The 22926-nt window shown below is 58.1% G+C and carries 18 protein-coding genes; 4 read left to right on the top strand and 14 right to left on the bottom strand.

What is annotated here, in order from left to right:
• Positions 1–111: 111 nt before the first annotated feature.
• The 4 genes from RYA97_RS21255 to RYA97_RS21240 all read right to left on the bottom strand — a co-directional run bounded on the left by RYA97_RS21255 (position 112) and on the right by RYA97_RS21240 (position 6907).
• Positions 112–2829, bottom strand: coding sequence for an AAA domain-containing protein (locus RYA97_RS21255; RefSeq protein ID WP_016980989.1), 2718 nt, complete (start codon positions 2827–2829; stop codon positions 112–114).
• A 281-nt stretch (positions 2830–3110) separates the two neighbouring features.
• The gene (guaA, locus tag RYA97_RS21250) at positions 3111–4688 is read right to left on the bottom strand and encodes a glutamine-hydrolyzing GMP synthase (RefSeq protein ID WP_004656303.1); all 1578 of its coding nucleotides are present in this window, start codon (positions 4686–4688) and stop codon (positions 3111–3113) included.
• A gap of 105 nt (positions 4689–4793) precedes the next feature.
• Positions 4794–6263: an IMP dehydrogenase gene (gene guaB, locus RYA97_RS21245; protein ID WP_004666065.1), complete on the bottom strand. Its 1470-nt coding sequence runs from the start codon at positions 6261–6263 to the stop codon at positions 4794–4796.
• A gap of 95 nt (positions 6264–6358) precedes the next feature.
• Positions 6359–6907: a hypothetical protein gene (locus RYA97_RS21240; protein WP_005778322.1), complete on the bottom strand. Its 549-nt coding sequence runs from the start codon at positions 6905–6907 to the stop codon at positions 6359–6361.
• 131 nt (positions 6908–7038) lie between these two features.
• Between RYA97_RS21240 and xseA the strand changes: the two genes are divergently transcribed.
• The 4 genes from xseA (at position 7039) to RYA97_RS21220 (ending at position 12516) form a co-directional block, all read left to right on the top strand.
• Positions 7039–8418 carry an exodeoxyribonuclease VII large subunit gene (gene xseA / locus RYA97_RS21235; RefSeq protein WP_005778320.1) on the top strand — a complete coding sequence of 460 codons (1380 nt, stop codon included), beginning with the start codon at positions 7039–7041 and terminating at the stop codon, positions 8416–8418.
• A gap of 7 nt (positions 8419–8425) precedes the next feature.
• Positions 8426–9250, top strand: a complete 825-nt coding sequence (locus RYA97_RS21230) for a M23 family metallopeptidase (RefSeq protein ID WP_005734171.1) — start codon at positions 8426–8428, stop codon at positions 9248–9250.
• Between the two features lie 368 nt (positions 9251–9618).
• Positions 9619–11289: a 2-isopropylmalate synthase gene (gene leuA, locus RYA97_RS21225; RefSeq protein WP_004667426.1), complete on the top strand. Its 1671-nt coding sequence runs from the start codon at positions 9619–9621 to the stop codon at positions 11287–11289.
• Between the two features lie 357 nt (positions 11290–11646).
• Positions 11647–12516, top strand: a complete 870-nt coding sequence (locus RYA97_RS21220; RefSeq protein ID WP_002552494.1) for an oxaloacetate decarboxylase — start codon at positions 11647–11649, stop codon at positions 12514–12516.
• Between the two features lie 239 nt (positions 12517–12755).
• Here RYA97_RS21220 and RYA97_RS21215 read toward each other — a convergent pair whose 3' ends face one another.
• From RYA97_RS21215 to pilW, 10 genes are all read right to left on the bottom strand, one after another.
• Positions 12756–13190, bottom strand: a complete 435-nt coding sequence (locus tag RYA97_RS21215) for a hypothetical protein (protein ID WP_002552493.1) — start codon at positions 13188–13190, stop codon at positions 12756–12758.
• 59 nt (positions 13191–13249) lie between these two features.
• On the bottom strand, positions 13250–14041 hold the full coding sequence (locus tag RYA97_RS21210; protein WP_005778317.1) for an amidohydrolase: 792 nt from the start codon (positions 14039–14041) through the stop codon (positions 13250–13252).
• On the bottom strand, positions 14029–15177 hold the full coding sequence (locus RYA97_RS21205) for a pyridoxal phosphate-dependent aminotransferase (protein WP_005778315.1): 1149 nt from the start codon (positions 15175–15177) through the stop codon (positions 14029–14031). The genes RYA97_RS21210 and RYA97_RS21205 overlap by 13 nt, the downstream gene beginning before the upstream one ends.
• A gap of 110 nt (positions 15178–15287) precedes the next feature.
• Positions 15288–16760, bottom strand: coding sequence for a ribosome biogenesis GTPase Der (der, locus tag RYA97_RS21200; protein ID WP_004666071.1), 1473 nt, complete (start codon positions 16758–16760; stop codon positions 15288–15290).
• A 138-nt stretch (positions 16761–16898) separates the two neighbouring features.
• Entirely contained in the window at positions 16899–18053 is a 1155-nt protein-coding gene (gene bamB, locus RYA97_RS21195; RefSeq protein WP_010201601.1) for an outer membrane protein assembly factor BamB, read from the bottom strand.
• Complete coding sequence (locus tag RYA97_RS21190) at positions 18046–18687, bottom strand: YfgM family protein (RefSeq protein ID WP_002552488.1); 642 nt, start codon at positions 18685–18687, stop codon at positions 18046–18048. Before RYA97_RS21190 ends, bamB begins: the two co-directional genes overlap by 8 nt.
• 39 nt (positions 18688–18726) lie before the next feature.
• Complete coding sequence (gene hisS, locus RYA97_RS21185) at positions 18727–20016, bottom strand: histidine--tRNA ligase (RefSeq protein WP_005778312.1); 1290 nt, start codon at positions 20014–20016, stop codon at positions 18727–18729.
• 22 nt (positions 20017–20038) lie between these two features.
• Positions 20039–21148: a flavodoxin-dependent (E)-4-hydroxy-3-methylbut-2-enyl-diphosphate synthase gene (gene ispG, locus RYA97_RS21180; RefSeq protein WP_004656273.1), complete on the bottom strand. Its 1110-nt coding sequence runs from the start codon at positions 21146–21148 to the stop codon at positions 20039–20041.
• A 3-nt stretch (positions 21149–21151) separates the two neighbouring features.
• Positions 21152–22150 carry a helix-turn-helix domain-containing protein gene (locus tag RYA97_RS21175; protein WP_117139809.1) on the bottom strand — a complete coding sequence of 333 codons (999 nt, stop codon included), beginning with the start codon at positions 22148–22150 and terminating at the stop codon, positions 21152–21154.
• On the bottom strand, positions 22150–22908 hold the full coding sequence (gene pilW, locus RYA97_RS21170; RefSeq protein ID WP_002552484.1) for a type IV pilus biogenesis/stability protein PilW: 759 nt from the start codon (positions 22906–22908) through the stop codon (positions 22150–22152). Before pilW ends, RYA97_RS21175 begins: the two co-directional genes overlap by 1 nt.
• Positions 22909–22926: the final 18 nt, after the last annotated feature.

Genomic DNA, 22926 nt, shown 5'->3' with positions numbered 1-22926 from the left:
GCGATCAAGTCTGGTTTGGCCTGGAGCCACCGGAATCTGGTTTAACAATAGCTTGTCTCGATACCACTCAATTTGATGAACGGGCCCTCATGCTGAACGTTAGAGCCACCTTCAACCCGGCGAAACTCTACGACTTTCATCCCGCGCAGGTGGCGTCCATTGATCCAGAAACGCCGCAACCTTCTCTTCAATACGGCTCTCGATGGTCCGCAAACGAAGCAAGGGAATACCGCATTTATTCAGAATGCTGTTTTTCACAGCGTCTCGTTCAATCTGTAACGGATCGTCATGGTGACCTCCGTCGACTTCAATCACGCCCAAGGGGGTCTTACCCACCTTGAAATAGAGCACGAAATCGCATCGCGCAGCATTTCTCATAAACTCCAGCTCTCTCTCCGTGAAGCTTGCGCGGGCCACCGCTGCCAGTTGCATCAGCCGGATCTCACGGTGGAACATGATCCCTCGGCGGGGTTCCTGAGCCAGTGCCTCACGAAGTATCTGCGCCACAATCTGCTCGGACTTGAATAACGAGTCATCGGGATTGAGCCTTTTATTGAGACGCTCAAGTGATCGGTCGTACTCTTTATAGAGCAGATCGAATGCCGAGATAACAGGCGCTCGATGGACCTGCCCGTCATCCGCGTAATATTCCATGTAGCGGATCAGCGCAGCGATATGGCCATTACTGGTTTTGAAAACGTTATCACCCGTGACCAGCGTGAACCTGCTTTTGGCTCTGGAAACCGCGACGTTGACCATACGTGCATCGTCGACGAAACTCAGGCGCTCCGGGCTTTTGTACTTGTCCAGCACGGTAGAAAAGACAATTTCGTCACACTCCCTGCCCTGAAATTTATGCACGGTGGCTCTGACAAAATCAGCTGGCAGGCAGGAACCTGAAAGCATCGCCTGATTCTTGAAGGGGGCAATGAACCCTCTGCCATCTTCTCCCTCCCAGAGGCTTTCCCCGTCGGCCTCAAGCACTGCCAATAAAGAGTCGAGCTCTCTGAGATTGGAATTGTTGCGCGTGTGGTTTCCCTTGGCAGTCACCAGCAGCGTCAACGGTTTTTCGCCATTGTCCATTGTCATCGGTACTAGCTGACTATCGTAAAACTGCTGATTACAGAACTGAATAATTCGGGGATGACACCGATAGTGCTCTTTGAGCAACGTCATCGGTATCGAGTTGCCGAACACACTGACGCATGAGTCCAAAAGGCTGTACTTCTCACAGTCATACCAGGGCGCGGGCGCTTCCAGCCCGAGTTTTTCCGGGATGTGTGCAAGTTGCTTCCTGTCCCCCACGATGATCAGATTTTTCGCACAACTGAGTGCCAGTACACCTGGGACGATGTCCTGTTGCGAGGCCTCGTCGATAATCACGTAATCGAGAACAGCCTTGCCGCCAAGGGAGTTGACGATTGAATGCGTACTGCTGCCAATGACCGGGTAGCGCTTCAGGAACGCATCAAGCCGCTTTCTGTAAGTAGTGTCGAAGGTATCGTCATCAGGGATATGACGATGCAGGTGGTGTTTCAGGTGAAGCATGGAAGAAGTGGTCAACTCCTCCAGCAGCGCCTTGAAGTTACCGAGTCGCAACGCTTCTTCATGGGCAGCCAACTCCGTCTTTTTATCTTGCAAGACCTTGTCGTAATAATGGAGCTGCAGGCTGTAGAAGGCAGACATGCGCTTGTCCCAATTATCGAAGGGTCGGGTGCGCAAAATTCTGAAATTGAACAAGAGCTCGATACGGTCCTTGATTCTGATGCGCTCGCTCGCAAGCTGCTCGAGGTAAGCCATCAAGTCCGTCGTCTTTTGTGGCGACAGTTTATATCTGTCCAGAGAAGGACCGGCCACACCGTTATCCCGCTGCCACTCAGTAAGGTAGCGACGCTCTATCTCCAGTTCGCTAATCTCGATCTGCAACTGCGCCACTGCGTTACGAGCGCCCAGGTAGCCTTTGAGCTGTTGCAGCACAGCCTGGATATGCTCAATGGCAGGCGCTGGTGAAGGATCTGTGGAAGGTCGAGAAGGACGGTTGGCAAAAAACTCTTTCTGATTGTCGTTCTTACCCAGCCTCGCGACCAGATAATCCAGGCCACACTTGCCTAGCTTTTCATAAACATTCTCGACCGCGGAATTGTTGTTGGACACCACCGCCACTGTTTTTCCCTGCAAAAGGATGTTGGCAATGATGTTCAGAATAGTCTGCGTCTTGCCCGTACCGGGAGGACCTTCAATCACGCTTACCTGTGAAAGGAACGCTTGCTCCACCGCCCTGAGCTGACTTTCGTTGAGGCCGAAAGGAAAGATGAAATTACCCGACGACTCCAGCTTTCCATGCTGCCCTTTGCAGTAAGCATGCAGCGCCGTGGCCGGAGACAACGAAAGAGTCCCCATTTGGCGGTCAATATTTTCGGCCATGCCCTTTTTATCACCGGCAGCGGCAGCGCTGACCCTGGCTGTGGCCACTGAGCGAAAATAAGTGAATGCAGGCTCATCAGTGATTGAGGTCGGGGAAAAGAACTCAACACTGTCCATGTTAAAAATGTATTTTTTCGATTTCCCAGGATATTGAACGAGGGCGTGTTTCTCACCGTATATCTCCACCCTAGCGACGGGATTGAATTCCGAGCTTCCTTTTCTCAGAAGAAGCATGTCCTTCAACTCCAGGGTAGGCACGACTCTGCAATCACCCAGCGGGCGGGAATAAGTTTTTTGAGAGGGGTAGTAGCACGTCAGGGTGAACTCGCCCTTGCCATCTGGCTTTATATCCCAGCCACTGATCTGCCGGGTTTTGTCCTCGCCACACACATAGATGGAAACCATAAATCCCTTAAACAGGCGTGATGACCGCCTGTACGCATCCGTGCCGTAAGAACCCGAATTCATTGATTCGGGTAGCCAGTGACATTCTGGCATTGCTAAACGGACCAATGCCAGCGCGACGTGTGGCGAGGGGCCGTTGATAGGTCACGCCACATGAACAAAGTGCTTGGCGATGTGCAAAGCTGCGAGAATTTACCGGGCCCAAAAAGCCAAAAGCCCGCAATTAAGCGGGCTCCAGGGCATTTTTTGCTAGATCGTGCCGGGAAGTGCCGGACGCGAGATCATTCCCACTCAATAGTAGCCGGCGGCTTGCTCGACACGTCATACGTCACGCGCGAAATCCCTTCGATTTCGTTGATGATCCGGCCACTCACCGTCTCCAGCAGCTCATAAGGCAGGTGCGCCCAGCGAGCGGTCATGAAGTCGATGGTTTCCACCGCACGCAATGCGACAACCCAGGCATAACGGCGGCCGTCGCCGACTACGCCAACCGATTTGACCGGCTGGAACACCACGAACGCCTGGCTGACTTTGTGATACCAGTCGGCCTTGCGCAGTTCTTCGATGAAGATGTGGTCGGCACGACGCAGTAGGTCGGCGTATTCCTTCTTCACTTCGCCGAGGATGCGCACGCCCAGGCCTGGGCCTGGGAATGGGTGGCGGTAGACCATGTCGTACGGCAGGCCGAGTTCGAGGCCCAGGCGGCGGACTTCGTCCTTGAACAGTTCGCGCAGTGGCTCGACCAGCTTGAGGTTCATTTCTTCCGGCAGGCCGCCCACGTTGTGGTGCGACTTGATGACGTGGGCTTTGCCGCTTTTCGCGCCAGCCGACTCGATCACGTCCGGGTAGATGGTACCTTGCGCCAGGTACTTGATGTTGTCCAGCTTGCAGGACTCGGCATCGAACACGTCGATGAAGGTGCGGCCGATGATCTTGCGCTTCTTCTCTGGATCGCTCTCGCCTTCCAGGTTGTTCAGGAACTGCTCTTCGGCGTTGGCGCGGATCACCTTGACGCCCATGTTCTCGGCGAACATGGCCATCACTTGCTCGCCTTCGTGCAGACGCAGCAGGCCGTTGTCGACGAATACGCAGGTCAGTTGATCGCCAATGGCCTTGTGCAGCAACGCGGCAACGACAGACGAGTCAACGCCGCCGGACAGGCCCAGCAGGACGTTGTCGGTGCCTACCTGGGCGCGAACCTGAGCGATAGCGTCTTCAGCAATCTTCGAAGGGGTCCACAGTGCTTCACAGCCGCAGATGTCGAGGATGAAGCGCGACAGGATGCGACCGCCCTGCTTGGTGTGGGTCACTTCCGGGTGGAACTGCACGCCGTAGTAACCGCGAGCGTCGTCAGCCATACCGGCAATCGGGCAGCTCGGGGTACTGGCCAGAATGTGGAAGTCTTCCGGCAGTTTGGTGACCTTGTCACCGTGACTCATCCATACGTCGAGGCCAAACAGGCCGTCGGCGTCGATATGGTCTTCGATACCATCGAGCAGACGGCTTTTGCCGACTACGTCAACGCGAGCGTAGCCGAACTCGCGCAGCTCGGAACCGGCAACCTTGCCGCCCAACTGCTCGGCCATGGTCTGCATGCCGTAACAGATACCGAACACCGGCACACCCAGGTCAAATACTGCTTGCGGGCAGCGTGGGCTGTTGGCTTCGTGTACGGACTCGGGGCCGCCGGCGAGGATCACGCCTTTTGGAGCGAATTCGCGAATCGCTTCGTCGTCCATGTCAAACGGATGCAGCTCGCAGTACACGCCGATTTCACGCACGCGGCGGGCGATCAGCTGGGTGTACTGGGAACCGAAGTCGAGGATCAGGATACGGTGGGCGTGAATGTCGAGGGCCATGACTCATTCTCGTCAAAAAACAGAAACGACACGGGGCTGCGTCAACAGCCCCGGCTATAAAAAGTGTTGGCCTGCATCGCGGCACACACCACGATGCAGTCCGGATCAACCAACGCGATAGTTCGGCGCTTCCTTGGTGATCTGCACGTCATGGACGTGGGACTCAGCCATGCCTGCGCCGGTAATGCGCACAAACTCGGGCTTGGTGCGCATCTGCTCGATGTCGGCACTGCCGGTGTAACCCATGGAGGAACGCAGACCGCCCATCAACTGATGGATGATGGCCGACAACGGACCTTTATAAGCCACACGGCCTTCGATACCTTCCGGCACCAGTTTCTCGGCACCTGCGGACGAGTCCTGGAAGTAGCGATCGGACGAGCCTTGCGCCTGGGACATTGCACCCAGCGAACCCATGCCGCGATAGGCCTTGTAGGAACGACCCTGGAACAGTTCGATCTCGCCTGGCGCTTCTTCAGTACCGGCGAACATCGAGCCCATCATCACGCAGGAGGCGCCAGCCACGATAGCCTTGGACAGGTCACCGGAGAAGCGGATACCGCCGTCGGCGATCATCGGCACGCCTGTACCTTCAAGGGCTGCGGAAACATTGGCGATGGCGCTGATCTGCGGCACGCCGACACCGGCAACGATGCGCGTGGTGCAGATGGAGCCAGGGCCGATACCGACCTTGACTGCATCGGCGCCTGCGGCAACCAGTGCCTTGGCTGCTTCGCCAGTGGCGATGTTGCCGCCGATGACCTGCACCTGAGGGAAGTTTTCCTTCACCCAGCGAACGCGGTCGATCACGCCTTTGGAGTGACCGTGAGCGGTGTCGACCACAACAACGTCAACGCCGGCAGCGACCAGCGCAGTGACGCGCTCGCCAGTGTCCTTGCCGGTGCCGACAGCAGCGCCGACGCGCAGGCGAGCCTGATCGTCCTTGCTGGCCAGCGGGTATGCCTTGGCTTTTTCGATGTCCTTGACGGTCATCATGCCCTTGAGCGCGAAATTGGCATCCACGATCAGGACTTTTTCCAGACGGTGCTTGTGCAGCAGCTCACGCACTTCGTTCTTGTCGGCGCCTTCACGCACGGTGACCAGACGTTCTTTAGGCGTCATCACTTCGCGGACAGGGACATCAAGACGGTTTTCGAAGCGTACGTCGCGGGACGTCACGATGCCGACCAGGTCGCCATTGTGCAGCACCGGTACGCCGGAAATGTTGTGCATGCGGGTAAGTTCGAACAGATCACGAACAGTGGCATCGGCTTCGATCGTGATCGGGTCTTTAACAACGCCGGCCTCGAACTTCTTGACCTTGCGCACTTCGGCAGCTTGCTGCTCGATGGTCATGTTCTTGTGGATGATACCGATACCGCCTTCCTGGGCCATGGCAATTGCCAGACGGGCCTCGGTGACTGTATCCATTGCAGCAGAGACCAAAGGTATATTCAGCTCGATGCCACGGGTCAAACGGGTTTTCAGACTGACTTCGTTGGGAAGTACCTCGGAATAACCGGGCACAAGGAGAATGTCGTCGAATGTAAGGGCTTCTTGACTGATACGCAGCATCGCGGGGGCTCCCGGGCGGGAAAATTGGAAGCGCGCCATTATACCCACAGACCCCGCCCGGCTCAATGTAAACCTCAGCCTATTATCAAAGCTGTTTATAGACGCACATTAACGCAGGAGACCGGGCGATCCAGACGTTCGGCGAAGTCATCCAGAAAGGTCTGGGTGAACGACGCATCCAGCCAGTTATTGAAGATGAAACCCAGGTTGGAAAACCCGCAGGCGTCCAGAAACAAAAAGCCGTTGATGTCATCTTCATGGCGGCATTCGGGGCAGGTGAAATTATCGGTGTGACCGGGCATCCAGTCCTCCAGGCTGTCGAACAGCGCCTCCCCCACTTCGCGACGACACTCCGGGCAACCGGCCTCTTCGGCAAAGTCGTTCAGCGGGGTATAGATGCAGCGCTTGGTGACGATTTCCAGACCATTGACTGTTTGCCCGAAAGGCAAGGCATCGGGGTGCTTTACTACCCTTCTCGCTCCGGGCGCCACGGCGTAGGCCATCTTGTTATAGGTGCGCCCGCATGTCGTCAGCTCCGGCTCGACCACATCGAGCTTGACCAGCCAGCGCAGAATCAGCCGCGCCCTGGCCTCGTGCCCGGGAAAGGTGGAAATTTGCGGGACGATGATGCTTTGGGTGTTCATAACGGAGCGTCGCTTAAAGCTGTTCGAGGCCGCAGCTTAATAGGCTGATGATTCTGGTCAAGGTGAAATCATGATCGAAGTGGCGATACGGACCCGTGCGCCAGACCGGCATTGCCATTATGATGCCGGACATGATCAAAGACCCTTTCGCAAGACTCGGCCTCGACCGGGAAGTCCTTACTGTCAGCCAGCTCAACGGCCGTGCGCGGGTGTTGCTGGAGGACGTGTTCAGCAGTATCTGGGTCGAAGGCGAGATATCCAACCTCTCTCGCCCGGCGTCTGGCCATGTGTACTTCACGCTCAAGGACTCTGGCGCGCAGGTGCGTTGCGCGCTGTTCCGGCAGAGCGCGGCACGAGTGCGTCAGGCGCTCAAGGACGGCTTGCAGGTCAAGGTGCGCGGCAAGGTCTCGCTGTTTGAAGGCCGCGGCGACTATCAGTTGATTCTCGACACGGTGGAACCTGCCGGTGATGGTGCGTTGCGCCTGGCATTCGATGCGTTGAAAGCCAAGCTCAGCGACGAAGGCCTGTTCAGCGCCGAGCGCAAGATCGCACTGCCGCTGCACCCGCAACGTATCGGGATTATCAGCTCTCCGACCGGTGCGGTGATCCGCGACATCATTAGTGTGTTCCGCCGCCGCGCACCGAGGGTCGAACTGACATTGATCCCCACCGCCGTTCAGGGGCGTGAGGCGATCAACCAGATTGTCCGCGCGCTGAAACTGGCCGACAGCAGAGGCTTCGATGCACTGATACTCGCCCGTGGCGGTGGATCGCTGGAGGACCTGTGGTGCTTCAACGAAGAAGCCGTCGCCCGCGCCATCGATGCTTGCGTGACGCCGATTGTCAGCGCCGTTGGCCATGAAACCGATGTGTCCATCAGTGATTTCGTGGCCGATGTGCGCGCACCGACGCCCTCCGCTGCCGCCGAACTGCTCGCCCCGGACTCCAGTGACCTGCATCGACGCGTCGACAGCCTGCACCGCGGACTGGTGAGCCGTATGCAGGATCGACTGATGCGCGAGCGCTTGCGTCTTGAGGGCATTTCGCGGCGTCTGCGTCACCCTGGCGAGCGCTTGCGTCAGCAGTCGCAACGGCTGGACGACCTGGACATGCGCCTGCGCCGCGCTTTCGAACAGAACATGCACCAACGTCAGGTGCGTCTCGCCCATATGCAGAGCCGTCTCGCTGCACAGCATCCGGGCCGAACCCTGGGTTTTCTGCGTCAGCGTCTGGATGCCTTGGCCGAGCGTCTGCCGCGAGCCATTCGTGAACAGATCAAGGCGCGCAAGCTGCAACTGCAAAGTCAGGTGCAGACCCTCAACGTGGTCAGCCCGCTCGCCACACTGGGACGCGGTTACAGCATCCTGCTCGACGAGCGCGGCCATGCGATCCGTAATGCCGCACAAACCCGAACGGGCCAACGACTCACCGCCAGGCTCGGCGAAGGCGAACTGCAAGTACGCGTCGAAGACAATCACCTCACGCCTGTGACCCTTTCTCTTCTGGACTGACTGCCTGATGCTACGTTTTATTGCCCCGCTGTTCGCCCTGCTCCTGTGTTTGCCCGCCCACGCCGACAGTTTCATCACCCGCGCACTCGACAAACCGGTGCCCGGTGGCGTTGCCGTAATTGATCTGGGCACTGGCACTCAGGCGCCGACTGCCACCTATCAAGGCAAACCGGTGCTGGTGGTCAAGGAACAGGGCACGCGATGGCTGGCCATCGTCGGCATCCCGTTGACGGTCAAGCCTGGCACTCAACAAGTGACCTCGGGCGGGCGCACGCTGAACTTCACGGTCGGCAGCAAGAAATACCCGGAACAGCACATCACGCTCAAGAACAAACGTCAGGTGAACCCAAACCCTGAAGACAACAAGCGTATCGAGGGCGAACTGGCTGAACAGCTACGCGCCTACCGCAGCTTCAGCCCCGGAACGCCGAGCAACCTGATTCTGGACAAGCCAGTCAACGGACCGCTATCGAGCAGGTTCGGCGTGCGCCGGTTCTTCAACGGCGAAGAGCGCAACCCGCACTCAGGGCTGGATTTCGCTGTACCGGCCGGCACGCCGATCAAATCTCCGGCTGCGGGCAAGGTCATCCTGACCGGTAATTACTTTTTCAATGGCAACACTGTATTCGTTGACCACGGCCAAGGCTTCATCAGCATGTTTTGCCACATGTCGAAAATCGATGTGAAAGTCGGTGATCTGGTCCCTCGTGGCGGCGTGGTCGGCAAGGTAGGTGCTACCGGTCGCGCAACCGGCCCGCACATGCACTGGAACGTCAGCCTCAACGATGCGCGCGTGGACCCGGCAATCTTCATCGGCGCGTTTCAGCCGTAACACTGTTCGTCAGCAAGCGCTAAGGCGCTTGCCAACGACAGCCGTTCTTTGCGCACATCGCTTTCGACCAACAATAACCAGCAAATAAACGCTCATAACCCGCTATAAAAAATCGATAACGGCGTATTTTCGAGAATTTATCCCAATCTTTTTCAAGTGCTTGCCATCATTCATTCCAATGGTTACGGTTGGCCTATGAAAACCTCTCAAACCCTAATTCTGTTGCGCCAACATCGGTGCCTCAGCCTGGTCAGTGCCCGACTGCCAGGCTAGATTGCTGTGCCTCGCCCCTGTGTTCGCAACCCCTGTGCTTTTTAGAACGGAAGGCCGACCCTAACCCGGCCCCGTGAATACAAAAGGATTTCCTGATGACCATGCTCAAAGACCCATCGAAGAAGTACCGCGCATTCCCGACCATCGATCTGCCTGACCGCACCTGGCCTTCGAAGACCATCGATGCAGCGCCGATCTGGTGCAGCTCCGACCTGCGCGACGGCAACCAGTCGTTGATCGAACCCATGGACGCGGCCAAGAAACTGCGCTTCTGGAAAACCCTGGTCAGCGTTGGCGTCAAGGAAATCGAGGCATCCTTTCCATCAGCTTCGCAGACTGACTTCGATTTCGTGCGTACCCTGATCGAAGACGGCCATATCCCGGATGACACCACCATTCAGGTGCTGACCCAGGCTCGCGAAGACCTGATCGCTCGCACGTTCGAATCGCTGCGTGGCGCGAAGAAAGCCATCGTCCACCTGTATAACGCGACCAGCCCGTCGTTCCGCCGCATTGTCTTCAATCAGGATAAGGCTGGCGTGAAAGAAATCGCGGTCAATGCGGCCAAGCTGTTCGTCAAATACGCTGCACAACAGCCTGAAACCCAGTGGACTTTCGAGTACTCGCCGGAAACCTTCAGCGCGACCGAGCTGGAATTTGCCAAGGAAGTCTGCGATGCCGTGATCGAGGTGTGGAACCCGACGCCCGAGAACAAGGTGATCCTCAACCTCCCGGCTACCGTGGAAGTGGCGACACCCAACATTTACGCTGACCAGATCGAATGGTTCGGCCGCAACATCACCCGCCGCGACAGCGTGCTGATCAGCCTGCACACCCATAACGACCGTGGTACAGGCGTCGCTGCTACCGAGCTTGGCCTGATGGCCGGTGCGGATCGCGTCGAAGGCTGCCTGTTCGGTAACGGCGAGCGGACCGGCAACGTCGATCTGGTCACCGTTGCATTGAACCTCTACACCCAGGGCATCGACCCGGAGCTGGACTTCTCGGATATCGACGGTGTGCGTAAGGTCGTCGAAGAGTGCAACCAGATTCCGGTTCATCCACGTCACCCATACGTTGGCGATCTGGTACACACCGCGTTCTCCGGTTCGCACCAGGACGCCATCCGCAAGGGCTTCACCCAGCAGAAGGACGGCGAGTTGTGGGAAGTGCCTTACCTGCCGATTGACCCCGCCGACATTGGCCGTAGCTACGAGGCGGTGATTCGCGTCAACAGCCAGTCAGGCAAAGGCGGCATCACTTACCTGCTGGAGCAGGAATATGGCATTTCCCTGCCGCGCCGTATGCAGATCGAGTTCAGCCAGGTAGTTCAGGGTGAAACCGATCGTCTGGGCCTGGAGATGTCCGCTCAGCAGATTCATTCGCTGTTGCGCCGTGAATACCTGCAAGCCAACACACCTTACGCGCTGATCAGCCACAAGTTGCAGGAGGAGAACGGCAACAGTGCGGTCGATGCCGAAGTGCATGTGGACGGTGAAACCCAGCATTGGCGCGGCAAGGGCAAAGGCGCTCTGGAAGCGCTGGTCGCCGGTCTGCCAGTTGCCGTGGAGATCATGGACTACAACGAGCACGCCATTGGCTCGGGCACCACGGCCAAGGCCGCTGCCTACATCGAACTGCGCGTGAATGGCGAGCGTGCCGTGCATGGCGTGGGTATTGATGAAAACATTACCACCGCCAGCTTCCGGGCACTGTTCAGCGCACTGAACCGCTCGTTGAGCCAGACACAAGCCAAGGCCGCCTGAGTCTACAGGCAGGATGGCGGACGCCAGTTCGCCATCCTCACCCAAACCGAGCGCGCGACTCCCCTCCTCGCCAGCCTCTTGCATTCCACGCATGACCCTGCCTGTTTCGGCATAATCTTTTTCATTTATGCTGTGGTAGCATGCTGCCTTTATTCCAGGACGGGCCAACATCCAACAGCAATTCATATGCTGACGATGCCCATCCGGACTTACCTGCCAGCTACATCTTTCCTATAAAACCAAGACGACTATTGCATTGATTTCCGGACGAAAAGAATGCTCGGGCAGACCCACCGTGCATTGAAATTACTATCGGCCTCGGTACGCTGAGCTGATCCAATCACATTTGGAGCGATTATGCCCAAGGCTTCCCATCAAGATTTGCGCCGCAGTTTCCGTGCGCTTACCTCATCGAACTCGTGCTTTCACACCGCCTCGGTATTCGACCCCATGTCAGCGCGAATCGCAGCGGATCTGGGCTTTGAAGTAGGCATCCTCGGCGGTTCTGTCGCATCGCTGCAAGTACTGGCAGCACCTGACTTCGCACTGATCACCCTGAGCGAGTTCGTTGAACAGGCCACGCGCATCGGCCGCGTTGCGCAACTGCCGGTTATCGCGGACGCAGACCATGGTTATGGCAATGCCCTTAACGTCATGCGTACCGTTGTTGAACTGGAACGCGCCGGCATCTCGGCGTTGACGATTGAAGATACCCTGCTGCCTGCGCAGTTCGGACGCAAATCCACTGACCTGATTTCCACGGCCGAAGGTGTTGGCAAGATCCGCGCAGCACTGGAGGCACGTGTCGACCCGGAGATGTCGATTTTCGCTCGCACCAACGCGGCGATCATCCCGGTTCAGGAAGCCATCAGTCGGGTTCAGCAGTATCAGGCTGCCGGGGCTGACGGCATTACCATCGTCGGCATTCGTGACTTTGATCACCTGGCGCAGATATCCGAAGGCGTGACCGTACCGCTGATGCTGGTGACCTACGGCAACCCTGAGCTGCACGACAATGCGCGTCTTGCCGAGATGGGTGTGAGAGTCTGCGTGCATGGCCACGCTGCGTACTTTGCCGCAATCAAAGCCACCTACGACTGCTTGCGCGAGCAACGCCAGATTCTGGGCAGCGAGTCGAACATGAGCGCTACCGAATTGACCCACACCTATACGCAGCCTGAAGACTACGTAGAGTGGGCACGCAAGTTCATGAATGTGAACGAGTAAGGGCTCTGGATGCTGTGACGCTTTGCGTCACAGATCTGCGCCAAGCTGCACACTCAAGATCGGACGCAGAGCGTCGCACGATAGTCAGGTTATCGTTCCGCACGCTCCAGCGTGGGAACGCCTGTCGTGACGCTCTGCGTCACAGATCTGCGCGCACCACATAGCCGGGAGCAGACCCGTAACGTAAGCACCGCGTGCCGACGCGGCGCGTCGGCACGACCATCATCCGTGCCAGGACATCAGGCAGTGGTATTCACGCCACCTTCAGTCTCCAGCTGCAACAACGATGCCTGCAAGGTCTGCAGGTTAGCGCTGGTGGACGCAATCTGACCCTGAATCGCCATGGCTTTCTGGGCCTTTTCTTCCGCTGTGCCATTACCGCTTTGAGCGGCAGCCAATTGCGCCTGCTGTTGAGCCAGTTGCTTCTGGGCGTCCTTAATCTGCTGCTTTATCTGTTCGATCGTCTGATTAAGAGCCGATTTGCTGGAGCCGCCAACGCTGCCCCCACCACCGGCCGCCCCGGCCTTACCGCCTTCGGTCGAGGCCTGATCAGAGGTCTTCTCGGTTTCAGTCGTGGTAGTTGCAGACTTGATTGCCTCTGCGTCGGTAGATTTAACCGCTAAGGTCAACGGGCTTGAATAGCTGTTCAATGTGGACGTATTGATGGTAATCATGGCGGTCTCCAGGTTGTCTGCACACACTATCGGCCGACTCGTAACATTCTGAAGTAATTTTATTGAATATTAAAAGAGTCAGCGTCCAACCCGGCTGGAAAGCGTGTGCGATAGGCTTGTAAGTCTGCCGCGCTTAACGTCGCCCTGAACACTCCATCCGCTTCGCCTGCGCCCAACAGGCTCTCGCCTTGAAAATCCAGAACCTGACTGTCACCGGTGTACGCAAAGCCCTTCCCGTCCGACCCTACCCGATTGACCGCGGCAACGTAGCACAGGTTTTCGATGGCCCTAGCGGGCAGCAGGCGGTTCCAGTGCAGACGTCGCGCGCCTGGCCAGTTGGCGGTGTACAGCAACAGGTCGGTACTTTCGGCGTCACGGCTCCAGACCGGAAAGCGCAGGTCGTAGCAGATCAGCGGGCGAATACGCCACCCATTGAGATCAAACATCACCTGACGCTCGCCCGGCGTGTAGTGTTCGTGTTCACCCGCCATACGAAACAAGTGACGCTTGTCATAATGCAGCAACTCACCATCCGGTCGCGCCCACAGCAGACGGTTGCGATAAGTGCCATCGGCAGCGCGAATGATGACGCTGCCGGTCACCACCGCATTGATCCGCTTAGCCTGCGCCAACAGCCAGGTCGATGTAGGACCTGCCTCAGGCTCAGCCAGGGCCTCGGACTCCATCGAGAACCCGGTGGTGAACATTTCAGGCAGGATCACCAGATCAGCGCCATGCGCCTGGCCCAGCAAGTGCTCGAAATGCTCCAGGTTGGCCTCGCGATCATGCCATGCCAGAGTGGTCTGAATCAGCGCAAGGTTCAGGTTTGGCAGTTCGCTTATATCGCGCATAGTTTCTCCGCCGCCTGACGCAATGTGTCCTCTTGCTTGGCGAAGCACAGGCGAATCAGACGCTGGCCTGCTGGAGGGCTCTGGTAGAACACAGAAATCGGAATGCTCGCCACACCATGTTCACGGGTCATCCACAGCGCCATGTCCACGTCATTCAGGTCAGGACGTATCTGCGAATAATCGACCAACTGGAAATAAGTACCGCCAACAGGCCGGAAGCTGAAACGCGATTCAGCCAGATGACCACAGAAAAAGTCGCGCTTGGCCTGATAGAAGCCTGGCAGCTCATCGACATGCTCAGGGTGCTCGGCCATGAAATCGGCCAGCGCATACTGCAATGGCGTGACACCACAGAAACTGACGTACTGATGCACCTTGCGCAGTTCGGAAGTCAGCGCGGGCGGCGCGACCACGTAACCGGTTTTCCAGCCTGTGACGTGATATGTCTTGCCGAACGAGCTGACGACGAAGGCGCGCTGATACAATGCCTCGTGATCAAGCACGCTGACATGGCGCGCGCCATCGAAGACCAGGTGTTCATAAACTTCATCGCTGAGCAGGTAGATATCACGATCGGCGATCAGCGCAGCCAGTCGATCAAGCTCTGCACGACTGATCAGGGCACCGCTCGGGTTGTGCGGGCTATTGATGACAATCATGCGTGTACGCGGGCTTAACGCATCGCTGAGCTTTTGCCAGTCGATGGAGAAGTCATCCAGCCCCAGTTGCACATGGACGCAGCGCCCACCGGCCAGCTCGACAGCGGGCTCGTAGCTGTCATAGCAAGGGTCGAAAATAATCACTTCGTCGCCAGCGCGAATAACGCTATGAATTGCGCAGAAAATTGCCTGCGTGGCACCCGGTGTGATCGTGATCTCGCTGTCCGGATTGACCGTACGGCCATAGCTGCGGGCGATCTTTGCCGCGACCTGCTGACGAAGCGCAGGCAGCCCGGTCATCGGTGAGTATTGGTTATGGCCTTGAGTGACATGCCGACAGACCGCATCGCGCAGCGCCTGCGGCCCATCAAAATCAGGAAAACCCTGGGACAGGTTGATAGCGCCGGTTTCGGCGGCCAGCTGTGACATGACGGTGAAGATAGTGGTGCCCACGTTGGGCAACTTGCTGTCGATCATGGAACCCTTTCCCTGCAATCTCCCGGCACCGGGCGGCACGGGGTCAGGCAGGATAGCCCATTAAACGGACACAAAAAAAGGCGCCGAAGCGCCTTTTTCCAGATGCTGACTCAGCGCTTGTCGCGGCGCTTCTTGTCGGCCTTCTTGTGGTGCGACATCATCCGACGCTTCTTGTTGACCTGACGGTCGGTGAGCGTGTTCTTGTTGCCTTCATACGGGTTCTCGCCGCCCTTGAACTCGATACGGATCGGCGTACCGACCAGTTTGAGCACACGCCGGTAAGTGTTTTCCAGGTAACGGACGTAGGACTTGGGTACTTTCTCGACCTGATTACCGTGGATCACGATCAGCGGCGGGTTGGCACCACCCAAGTGAGCGTAGCGCAGCTTGATGCGGCGGCTGCCGACCATCGGTGGCGCATGCTCGCTGACCGCATCTTCCAGAATCTGGGTCAGACGGCTGGTTGGCCAGCGCGTTACGGCAGACTTGAACGAGTTCTGTACCGACTGATACAGGTTGCCCACGCCCGTGCCGTGCATCGCAGAGATGAAGTGGATGTCTGCGAAGTCGACGAAGAACAACCGGCGTTCCAGTTCGATCTTCACAAAATCACGTTCGCCCGGCGTCATGCCATCCCACTTGTTCAGCGCAATGACCAGGGCACGCCCCGCTTCGAGGGCGAAGCCCAGCAGGTTCAGGTCGTGGTCGACCACACCTTCGCGGGCGTCCATGACAAAGATCACCACGTTGGCGTCCTTGATGGCCTGCAGCGTCTTGACCACCGAGAACTTTTCAACTTCCTCGTGGATCTTGCCGCGCTTGCGCACACCGGCAGTGTCGATCAGCGTGTACTTCTCTTCATTACGCTCGAAGGGAATGTAGATACTGTCGCGCGTGGTGCCTGGCTCGTCATAGACGATAACCCGGTCTTCACCCAGCATTCGGTTGACCAGCGTCGACTTGCCGACGTTGGGACGCCCGATGATGGCGATCTTGATGCCGTCTTTTTCGCTAGGACCAGGAATGCGCTTGGCTTCCTGACCTTCGGCAACTTCCTCGACCTCCTCGCCCTCTTCCAGCTCGTCTTCGTCCTTGGGGAACTCCCGAAGGGCGATTTCGAGCATCTGCGAGATGCCACGACCGTGAGCACCGGCCACCGGAATGGCGTCGCCCAGACCCATCGGGCTGAACTCGGCACGTGCCAGGTTTTCGTCGATGTTGTCGATCTTGTTGGCAACCACGTAGGAACGCTTGTTGCGCTTGCGCAGGTGCTCACCAATCATCTGATCAGCAGCGGTGTAGCCCGCACGGGCGTCCACCAGAAACAGCACCACATCGGCTTCTTCAATGGCCAGCAGCGACTGCTCGGCCATCTTTTCGTCCATGCCATGCTCGTCACCGGAGATACCGCCGGTGTCGATCAGAATATAGGAGCGCCCTTGCCACTTCGCCTCTCCGTATTGGCGATCACGGGTAAGACCGGACAGATCACCGACAATGGCGTCGCGAGTCCTGGTCAGGCGGTTGAACATGGTGGACTTGCCGACGTTCGGTCGACCCACCAGGGCGATTACGGGAACCATGCGGCTCTCCACTTCGTTATTTCAGAAAATACAAAAGCCGCTGCAGGGCAGCGGCCGGAGTTCGGGGCGACGCCACAAAGGCACCGCAGCCTTGCCGAAGCAAGGGCACCCGGGGCCATTGGCCCCGGGCATGGACACTTATTGCTTGATGGTCAGGGCTTCCAGTTTGCCGCTGTTGCCATACACGTAAATCATGTCCCCAACCACCAGCGGACGAGCACGCAGGCCGTCGCTGTCGATACGTTCGCGACCGACAAAACGACCGTCCACCTGGCTCAACAGGTGCAGGTAGCCTTCCATGTCACCGACCGCTACATAGCTGGAATACACTTCCGGCGCGCCGAGCTGGCGGCGAGCCAGTGATTCGTTGCTCCACAGTGCAGAGGACGAACGCTCGTCGATACCTTCAACAGTGCCGGAGGCCAGGGTTGCGTAAACGCTGCCAAAGCCCTGGGCAACGCCCGAGTAGCTCGAGGCATCACGCTGCCAGAGCACACGACCGCTTTCCAGGTCCAGACCGGCGACGCGACCCTGATAGGTAGCGACGTACAGTGTACCGCCGGACAGCAACAGGCCGCCGTCGATATCCACGACACGAGCCAGTTCCGAGCGACCTTGCGGGATGGCAACACGCTGCTCCCAGACAGGCACGCCGTTGGTAATGTCCAGCGCGACGACCTTACCGGTCGACAGACCCGCCACGGCGAGACGATTGGTTGCAAGTGGAGCACCGGTACCACGCAGGGTCAGCACCGCCGGAGTGCTTTCGTAAATCCAGAGCTGGGAACCGGTGGAGGCATCGAAACCAACAATACGGTCATCCTGAGTCTGAACCACTACCACAGAACCGTTGGTGGCAGGCGGGGCCAGCACTTCGCTGGTCACGCGGGCACGCCACTTTTCCTCACCGGAGGTGGCGTCCATGGCAATGACTTCACCCTTGAGGGTGCCGATCATTACCAGGCCATAGCCCACGCCGACTGCACCGGAAACCGGCAGATCGAGATCTTTCTTCCAGATCACATCACCGGTCAGACGATCCAGCGATACAACTTCGCCAGTGACGTCAGCCGCATAGATGCGGTCGCCATCAATGGCCGGCACGAGCATGTTGTAAGTCTTGCCCTGACCGTCGCCAATAGAACGGCTCCATTGCTTGTGCAGAACCACTTCTTCTTTGAAGTCGGTCAGCTCGGCCGGAGGCAATTCCTTTTTGCTGTTGCTGCTGCAACCCGCGGCCAGAATGGCCAGAGCCAGCAATGCTGCATGTTTCCAACGAATCACGTCACGCATCCCCTTTCGCCAGATCGTCGAGCTTCATTTGCAGGCCACCCACTGCTGCGTCTTCGGACAGAGCGGATTTGGCCTTTTGGTATGCAGCATATGCCTCGTCGGTACGACCCAGCTGTACCAGCAGGTCACCCTTGAGTTCTTCACGACTGGCGAGGAAAGCCTTGTCGGCATCGCCGTCGAGCAGCTTCAGCGCGTCATCGGTCTTGTTCTGCGCAGCCAGCACGCGTGCCAGACGCTGACGGGCAATCTCGCCCAGCGTGTCATTGGCAGGCTTGTCGGCCACGGTTTTCAGCTCGGCTGCAGCATCGTCCAGCTTACCGGCATCGACCGCCACCTTGGCGACGAACAGGCTACCGAACTGTGCATAGGTAGTGCCACCGAATTCGCTTTTCAGTTTGCCGGATATCTCGGCGACACGTGCGGTGTCTGCCTGGCCACTGGGCGTCAGTGCGGTTTCCAGCAATTGCTGATAAAGCATCGAGGCGCCTTGAGACTGGCTGGCCTGATACCTGTGCCAGAACTGCCAACCCAAGACCACGACCAACGCAAGCAGACCACCGGTCAACAGGGGTTTGCCGTTACGCTGCCACCAGTCCTTCATTACCGCCAGCTCTTCATCTTCGGTACCCGACACCCCAATACTCCTATTCGCTAAACGGCTGTTAAATCAGCTTCAACCCTGCACAACGCAGGAGGCCAGGTGCTCTGACAGAGCGTCCCAGGCAATATTTTGTTGTTCACCCTGACCGCGCAGGGGTTTGACGCCAATTACCTTTTTCGCCAGTTCTTCTTCACCGAGAATCAGCGCATACAGCGCACCGCTCTTGTCGGCTTTCTTGAACTGGCTTTTGAAGCTGCCGGCACCGGCGTTGACCTGCAAACGCAGGCTCGGCAACTGATCGCGCACCTGTTCGGTGAGAGCCAGCGCAGCCAACTCAGCTGCTTCGCCAAAGGCGCACAGGTAAACATCGACCTGACGGGCAATTTCTTCCGGGACCTGCCCGAGGGTTTCAAGCAACAGAACCAGACGCTCGATACCCATCGCGAAACCAACGCCGGTCGTCGGCTTGCCGCCCATCTGCTCGACCAGACCGTCATAACGACCGCCTGCACAGACCGTACCCTGGGCACCCAATTGGTCGGTGACCCACTCGAAAACGGTCTTACTGTAGTAATCCAGCCCGCGAACCAGCTTCGGGTTGATGACATAAGGAATGCCGGCTGCGTCCAGACGGGCCTTCAGGCCTTCGAAGTGAACGCGAGATTCGTCATCCAGATAATCTGCCAGCTTTGGCGCATCGACCAGCACAGCCTGGGTTTCAGGGTGTTTGGTGTCCAGCACGCGCAGCGGATTGGTTTTCAGACGACGCTGGCTGTCTTCGTCAAGTTGATCAAGACGTGCCGACAGAAACTCGACCAGCGCATCACGATAACGCGCACGCGCTTCGCTGGTGCCCAGGCTGTTGAGTTCAAGCTTGACCGCATTGCGAATGCCCAGCATGCCCCACAGGCGCCAGGTCATGACGATCAGTTCGGCATCGATGTCCGGACCGTCAAGATTGAAGACCTCGACACCAATCTGGTGAAACTGGCGATAACGGCCTTTCTGTGGACGCTCGTGACGAAACATCGGCCCGATGTACCACAGTTTCTGAACCTGACCGCCACCGGTGATGCCGTGCTCCAGGACCGCACGCACACAGGCCGCAGTGCCTTCCGGACGCAGGGTCAGGGAGTCGCCGTTGCGATCGGCGAAGGTGTACATTTCCTTCTCGACGATATCGGTCACTTCACCGATGGAGCGCTTGAACAGCTCGGTGAATTCGACGATAGGCATACGAATCTGCCGGTAACCGTAGTTATCCAGCAGACGTGAAACGGTGCCTTCGAAGTGGCGCCACAGCGGCGTCTGCTCGGGCAGGATGTCGTTCATGCCACGAATGGCTTGTAGAGACTTACTCACAGAAAATCCTTAGCAATCCTGGTTAGCCGCGCACGATGACAGATGCGTCGGCTTCGGCCTTTTCAGCCGCTTTCTCGCGAATCAAGCGTTCAAGCTCGTCCACGAGATTGTCGTTGGTCAGTTTCTGCGCAGGCTTGCCGTCGATGTAAATCAGGTTCGGCGTACCACCAGTCAGGCCGATATGCGCTTCCTTGGCCTCGCCCGGACCGTTGACTACACAACCGATCACTGCGACATCAAGCGGCACCAGCAAATCTTCAAGGCGACCTTCAAGCTCGTTCATGGTCTTGACCACATCGAAGTTCTGCCGCGAGCAGCTCGGGCAGGCGATGAAGTTGATACCACGGGAACGAAGGCGCAACGATTTGAGGATGTCGTACCCGACTTTCACTTCCTCGACCGGATCAGCAGCCAGCGAGATGCGGATAGTATCGCCAATTCCTTCGGCAAGCAGCATTCCAAGACCGACAGCCGATTTCACCGTGCCTGAACGCAAGCCGCCAGCTTCGGTAATACCCAGGTGCAGCGGCTGGACGATCTGTTTGGCCAGCAGGCGGTAGGCTGCGACGGCCATGAACACATCGGACGCCTTGACGCTGACCTTGAAGTCCTGAAAGTTCAGGCGCTCCAGGTGCTCGACGTGGCGCAACGCAGACTCCACCAACGCCTCTGGCGTCGGCTCGCCGTACTTCTTCTGCAGGTCTTTTTCTAGCGACCCGGCGTTGACGCCGATGCGGATCGGAATACCGCGATCACGCGCAGCATCGACCACGGCCCGCACCCGGTCTTCACGACCGATATTGCCCGGATTGATACGCAGGCAGTCGACACCCAGTTCAGCCACACGCAATGCGATGCGATAGTCGAAGTGGATGTCGGCGACCAATGGCACTTTGACCAGTTGCTTGATGCGACCAAAGGCTTCGGCAGCGTCCATGTCCGGTACAGAAACACGCACGATGTCGACACCGGCCGCTTCCAGACGGTTGATCTGGGCGACGGTGGCCGCAACATCGTTGGTATCGCTGTTGGTCATGCTCTGCACGGCAATCGGCGCATCACCGCCGACCGGTACGGAACCGACCCATATTTTTCGGGATTCGCGACGCTTGATTGGAGATTCGCCGTGCATGACTTATTGCCCTAGCTTCAGGCGAGCAGTTTCGCCGCTGGTAAAAGGTGCCACGTCTACAGGCTGACCGTTGTAGCTGACCTGCGCGCCGCGCGCGTAGCCCAGACGCAGGGTCAACGGCGGCTTGCCGCTGACGTCCAGGCTGTCGCCCTTGCGCTTGAGGCCGCTGACCAGCACCTTGCCGTTTCCGTCAGTAACCTGGGTCCAGCAATCGGCGACGAACTGCACAGTAACCTGACCGGCCCCGGCCATGACTGGCGCTGGCTGCTCGGCTGGTGCAGTCGGCATCGACGGTACGGTCGGCGCAGCGACAGGCGCTTGTGGAGCATTTGCTGGCGGCGTAGCGGTGGCCGGTGTCTGCGCAGGCGCATGACTCGTAACACCTGCAGTAGGAGCAGCAGGCGTCGCGCTCGGCGATTCACTGGCAGGCGCACCGGTGTTCAACGGCAGCGAAGTCTGTCCGGCAGTAGGCGTTTCGGCCACTGCGGGCTCTTCCGGCTCGTCCAGCGGGTGAATCTGAGTGGTGCCGTCGGCGCTTTCGACCTCGACGTGCTCCATGTTCAGCCCGGACTGGTCCCTGCCCCGCAGAGAAGCCTGATCCTGCCACCAGAAGAAACCGCCACCGACCAGAAGCACCAGCAACAACAGGCTGACGATACGCAGGATGTTGTGTGACAGCCTGACCGGCTCTTCGATACGGCCCAATGCGTGGACCGAACTGCCCTTGCCATCGGTGCCGGTGAACTGGTCGAACTGTTCGACCAGCACCGCCTGATCGAGGTCAAGCAGCTTGGCGTAGGCGCGTACATACCCCCGGGCAAACGTATGCCCAGGCAGCTTTTCAAAATGTCCGTTCTCCAGATTGCTCAGGGAGGTCACGGTGAGGTTCAGTCTCAAAGCCACATCTGGCAGCGACCAGCTCCTGCTCTCGCGGACCTGGCGCAGGGTTTCTCCAGGGTTCACGCGGGTGGTTGCTACAACTTCGGGATGCGCCGCTTTCATCATTGCTCCGACAGGTATTGCTGATATTCCGGCGTACCGGGATAGAGTCTTTTCAACAGCAGACCAAAACTGGCCGCCTTGTTACGATCATCATAGATCTTCGCCAGGCGTGTACCGAGCAATAGACTACGTGCATTTTGCTCGCTGAGTTGGCTAAAACGGTCGTAATAATCACGCGCCGGCACATATTGCTTGTCTTCGTAGGATATCTGCGCCATTTCCAGCAAGGACCTTGGCAACTGACGGTCCAGGCGCAACGCCTTGGTAAAATGCTCACGGGCCTGCTCGCGATTACCCAGCTTCAGCGAAGTCATGCCCAGGCTCTCAAAGACTCGCGACCGCTCAGGATACAGGTTGTCGGCAGCGGCCTGTTCAAAACGCTCGTAGGCTTCCTTGTAACGCTTTTGTTCGAACAGAAAACTGCCGTAATTATTGACGATGCGTGTTTCGTTGTTACTGGAAGCCAGCGCCTTGCGAAAGTACTGCTCTGCAAGCTCCGGCTCCATCTCGGTCTGGAACACCAGCGCCAGTGCGGCATTGGCCTGCGCGTCGGAACTGTCCAGCTCGAGCGCCTTTTTCAGCGGAACCTTGGCGCGCTCGGTCTGCCCCTGCTGAAAGTAACCCAGCCCAAGCTGCACGTACGCTCTGCGCGCTTCCTCGCGCCCCTGCGCCGTTGTCATCGGGTTGACGTTGCCGGTGGATACGCACGCCGTCAGCAACATGACAACACATAGCAACAGCGAGGCACGCACAGACATGGAGTCTCTCTCGATCAG

Source organism: Pseudomonas syringae group sp. 26L6, assembly GCF_032587815.1.
GTDB classification, from domain to species: Bacteria; Pseudomonadota; Gammaproteobacteria; order Pseudomonadales; family Pseudomonadaceae; genus Aquipseudomonas; species Aquipseudomonas amygdali.
This window is presented reverse-complemented; position numbering and strand designations above follow the sequence as displayed.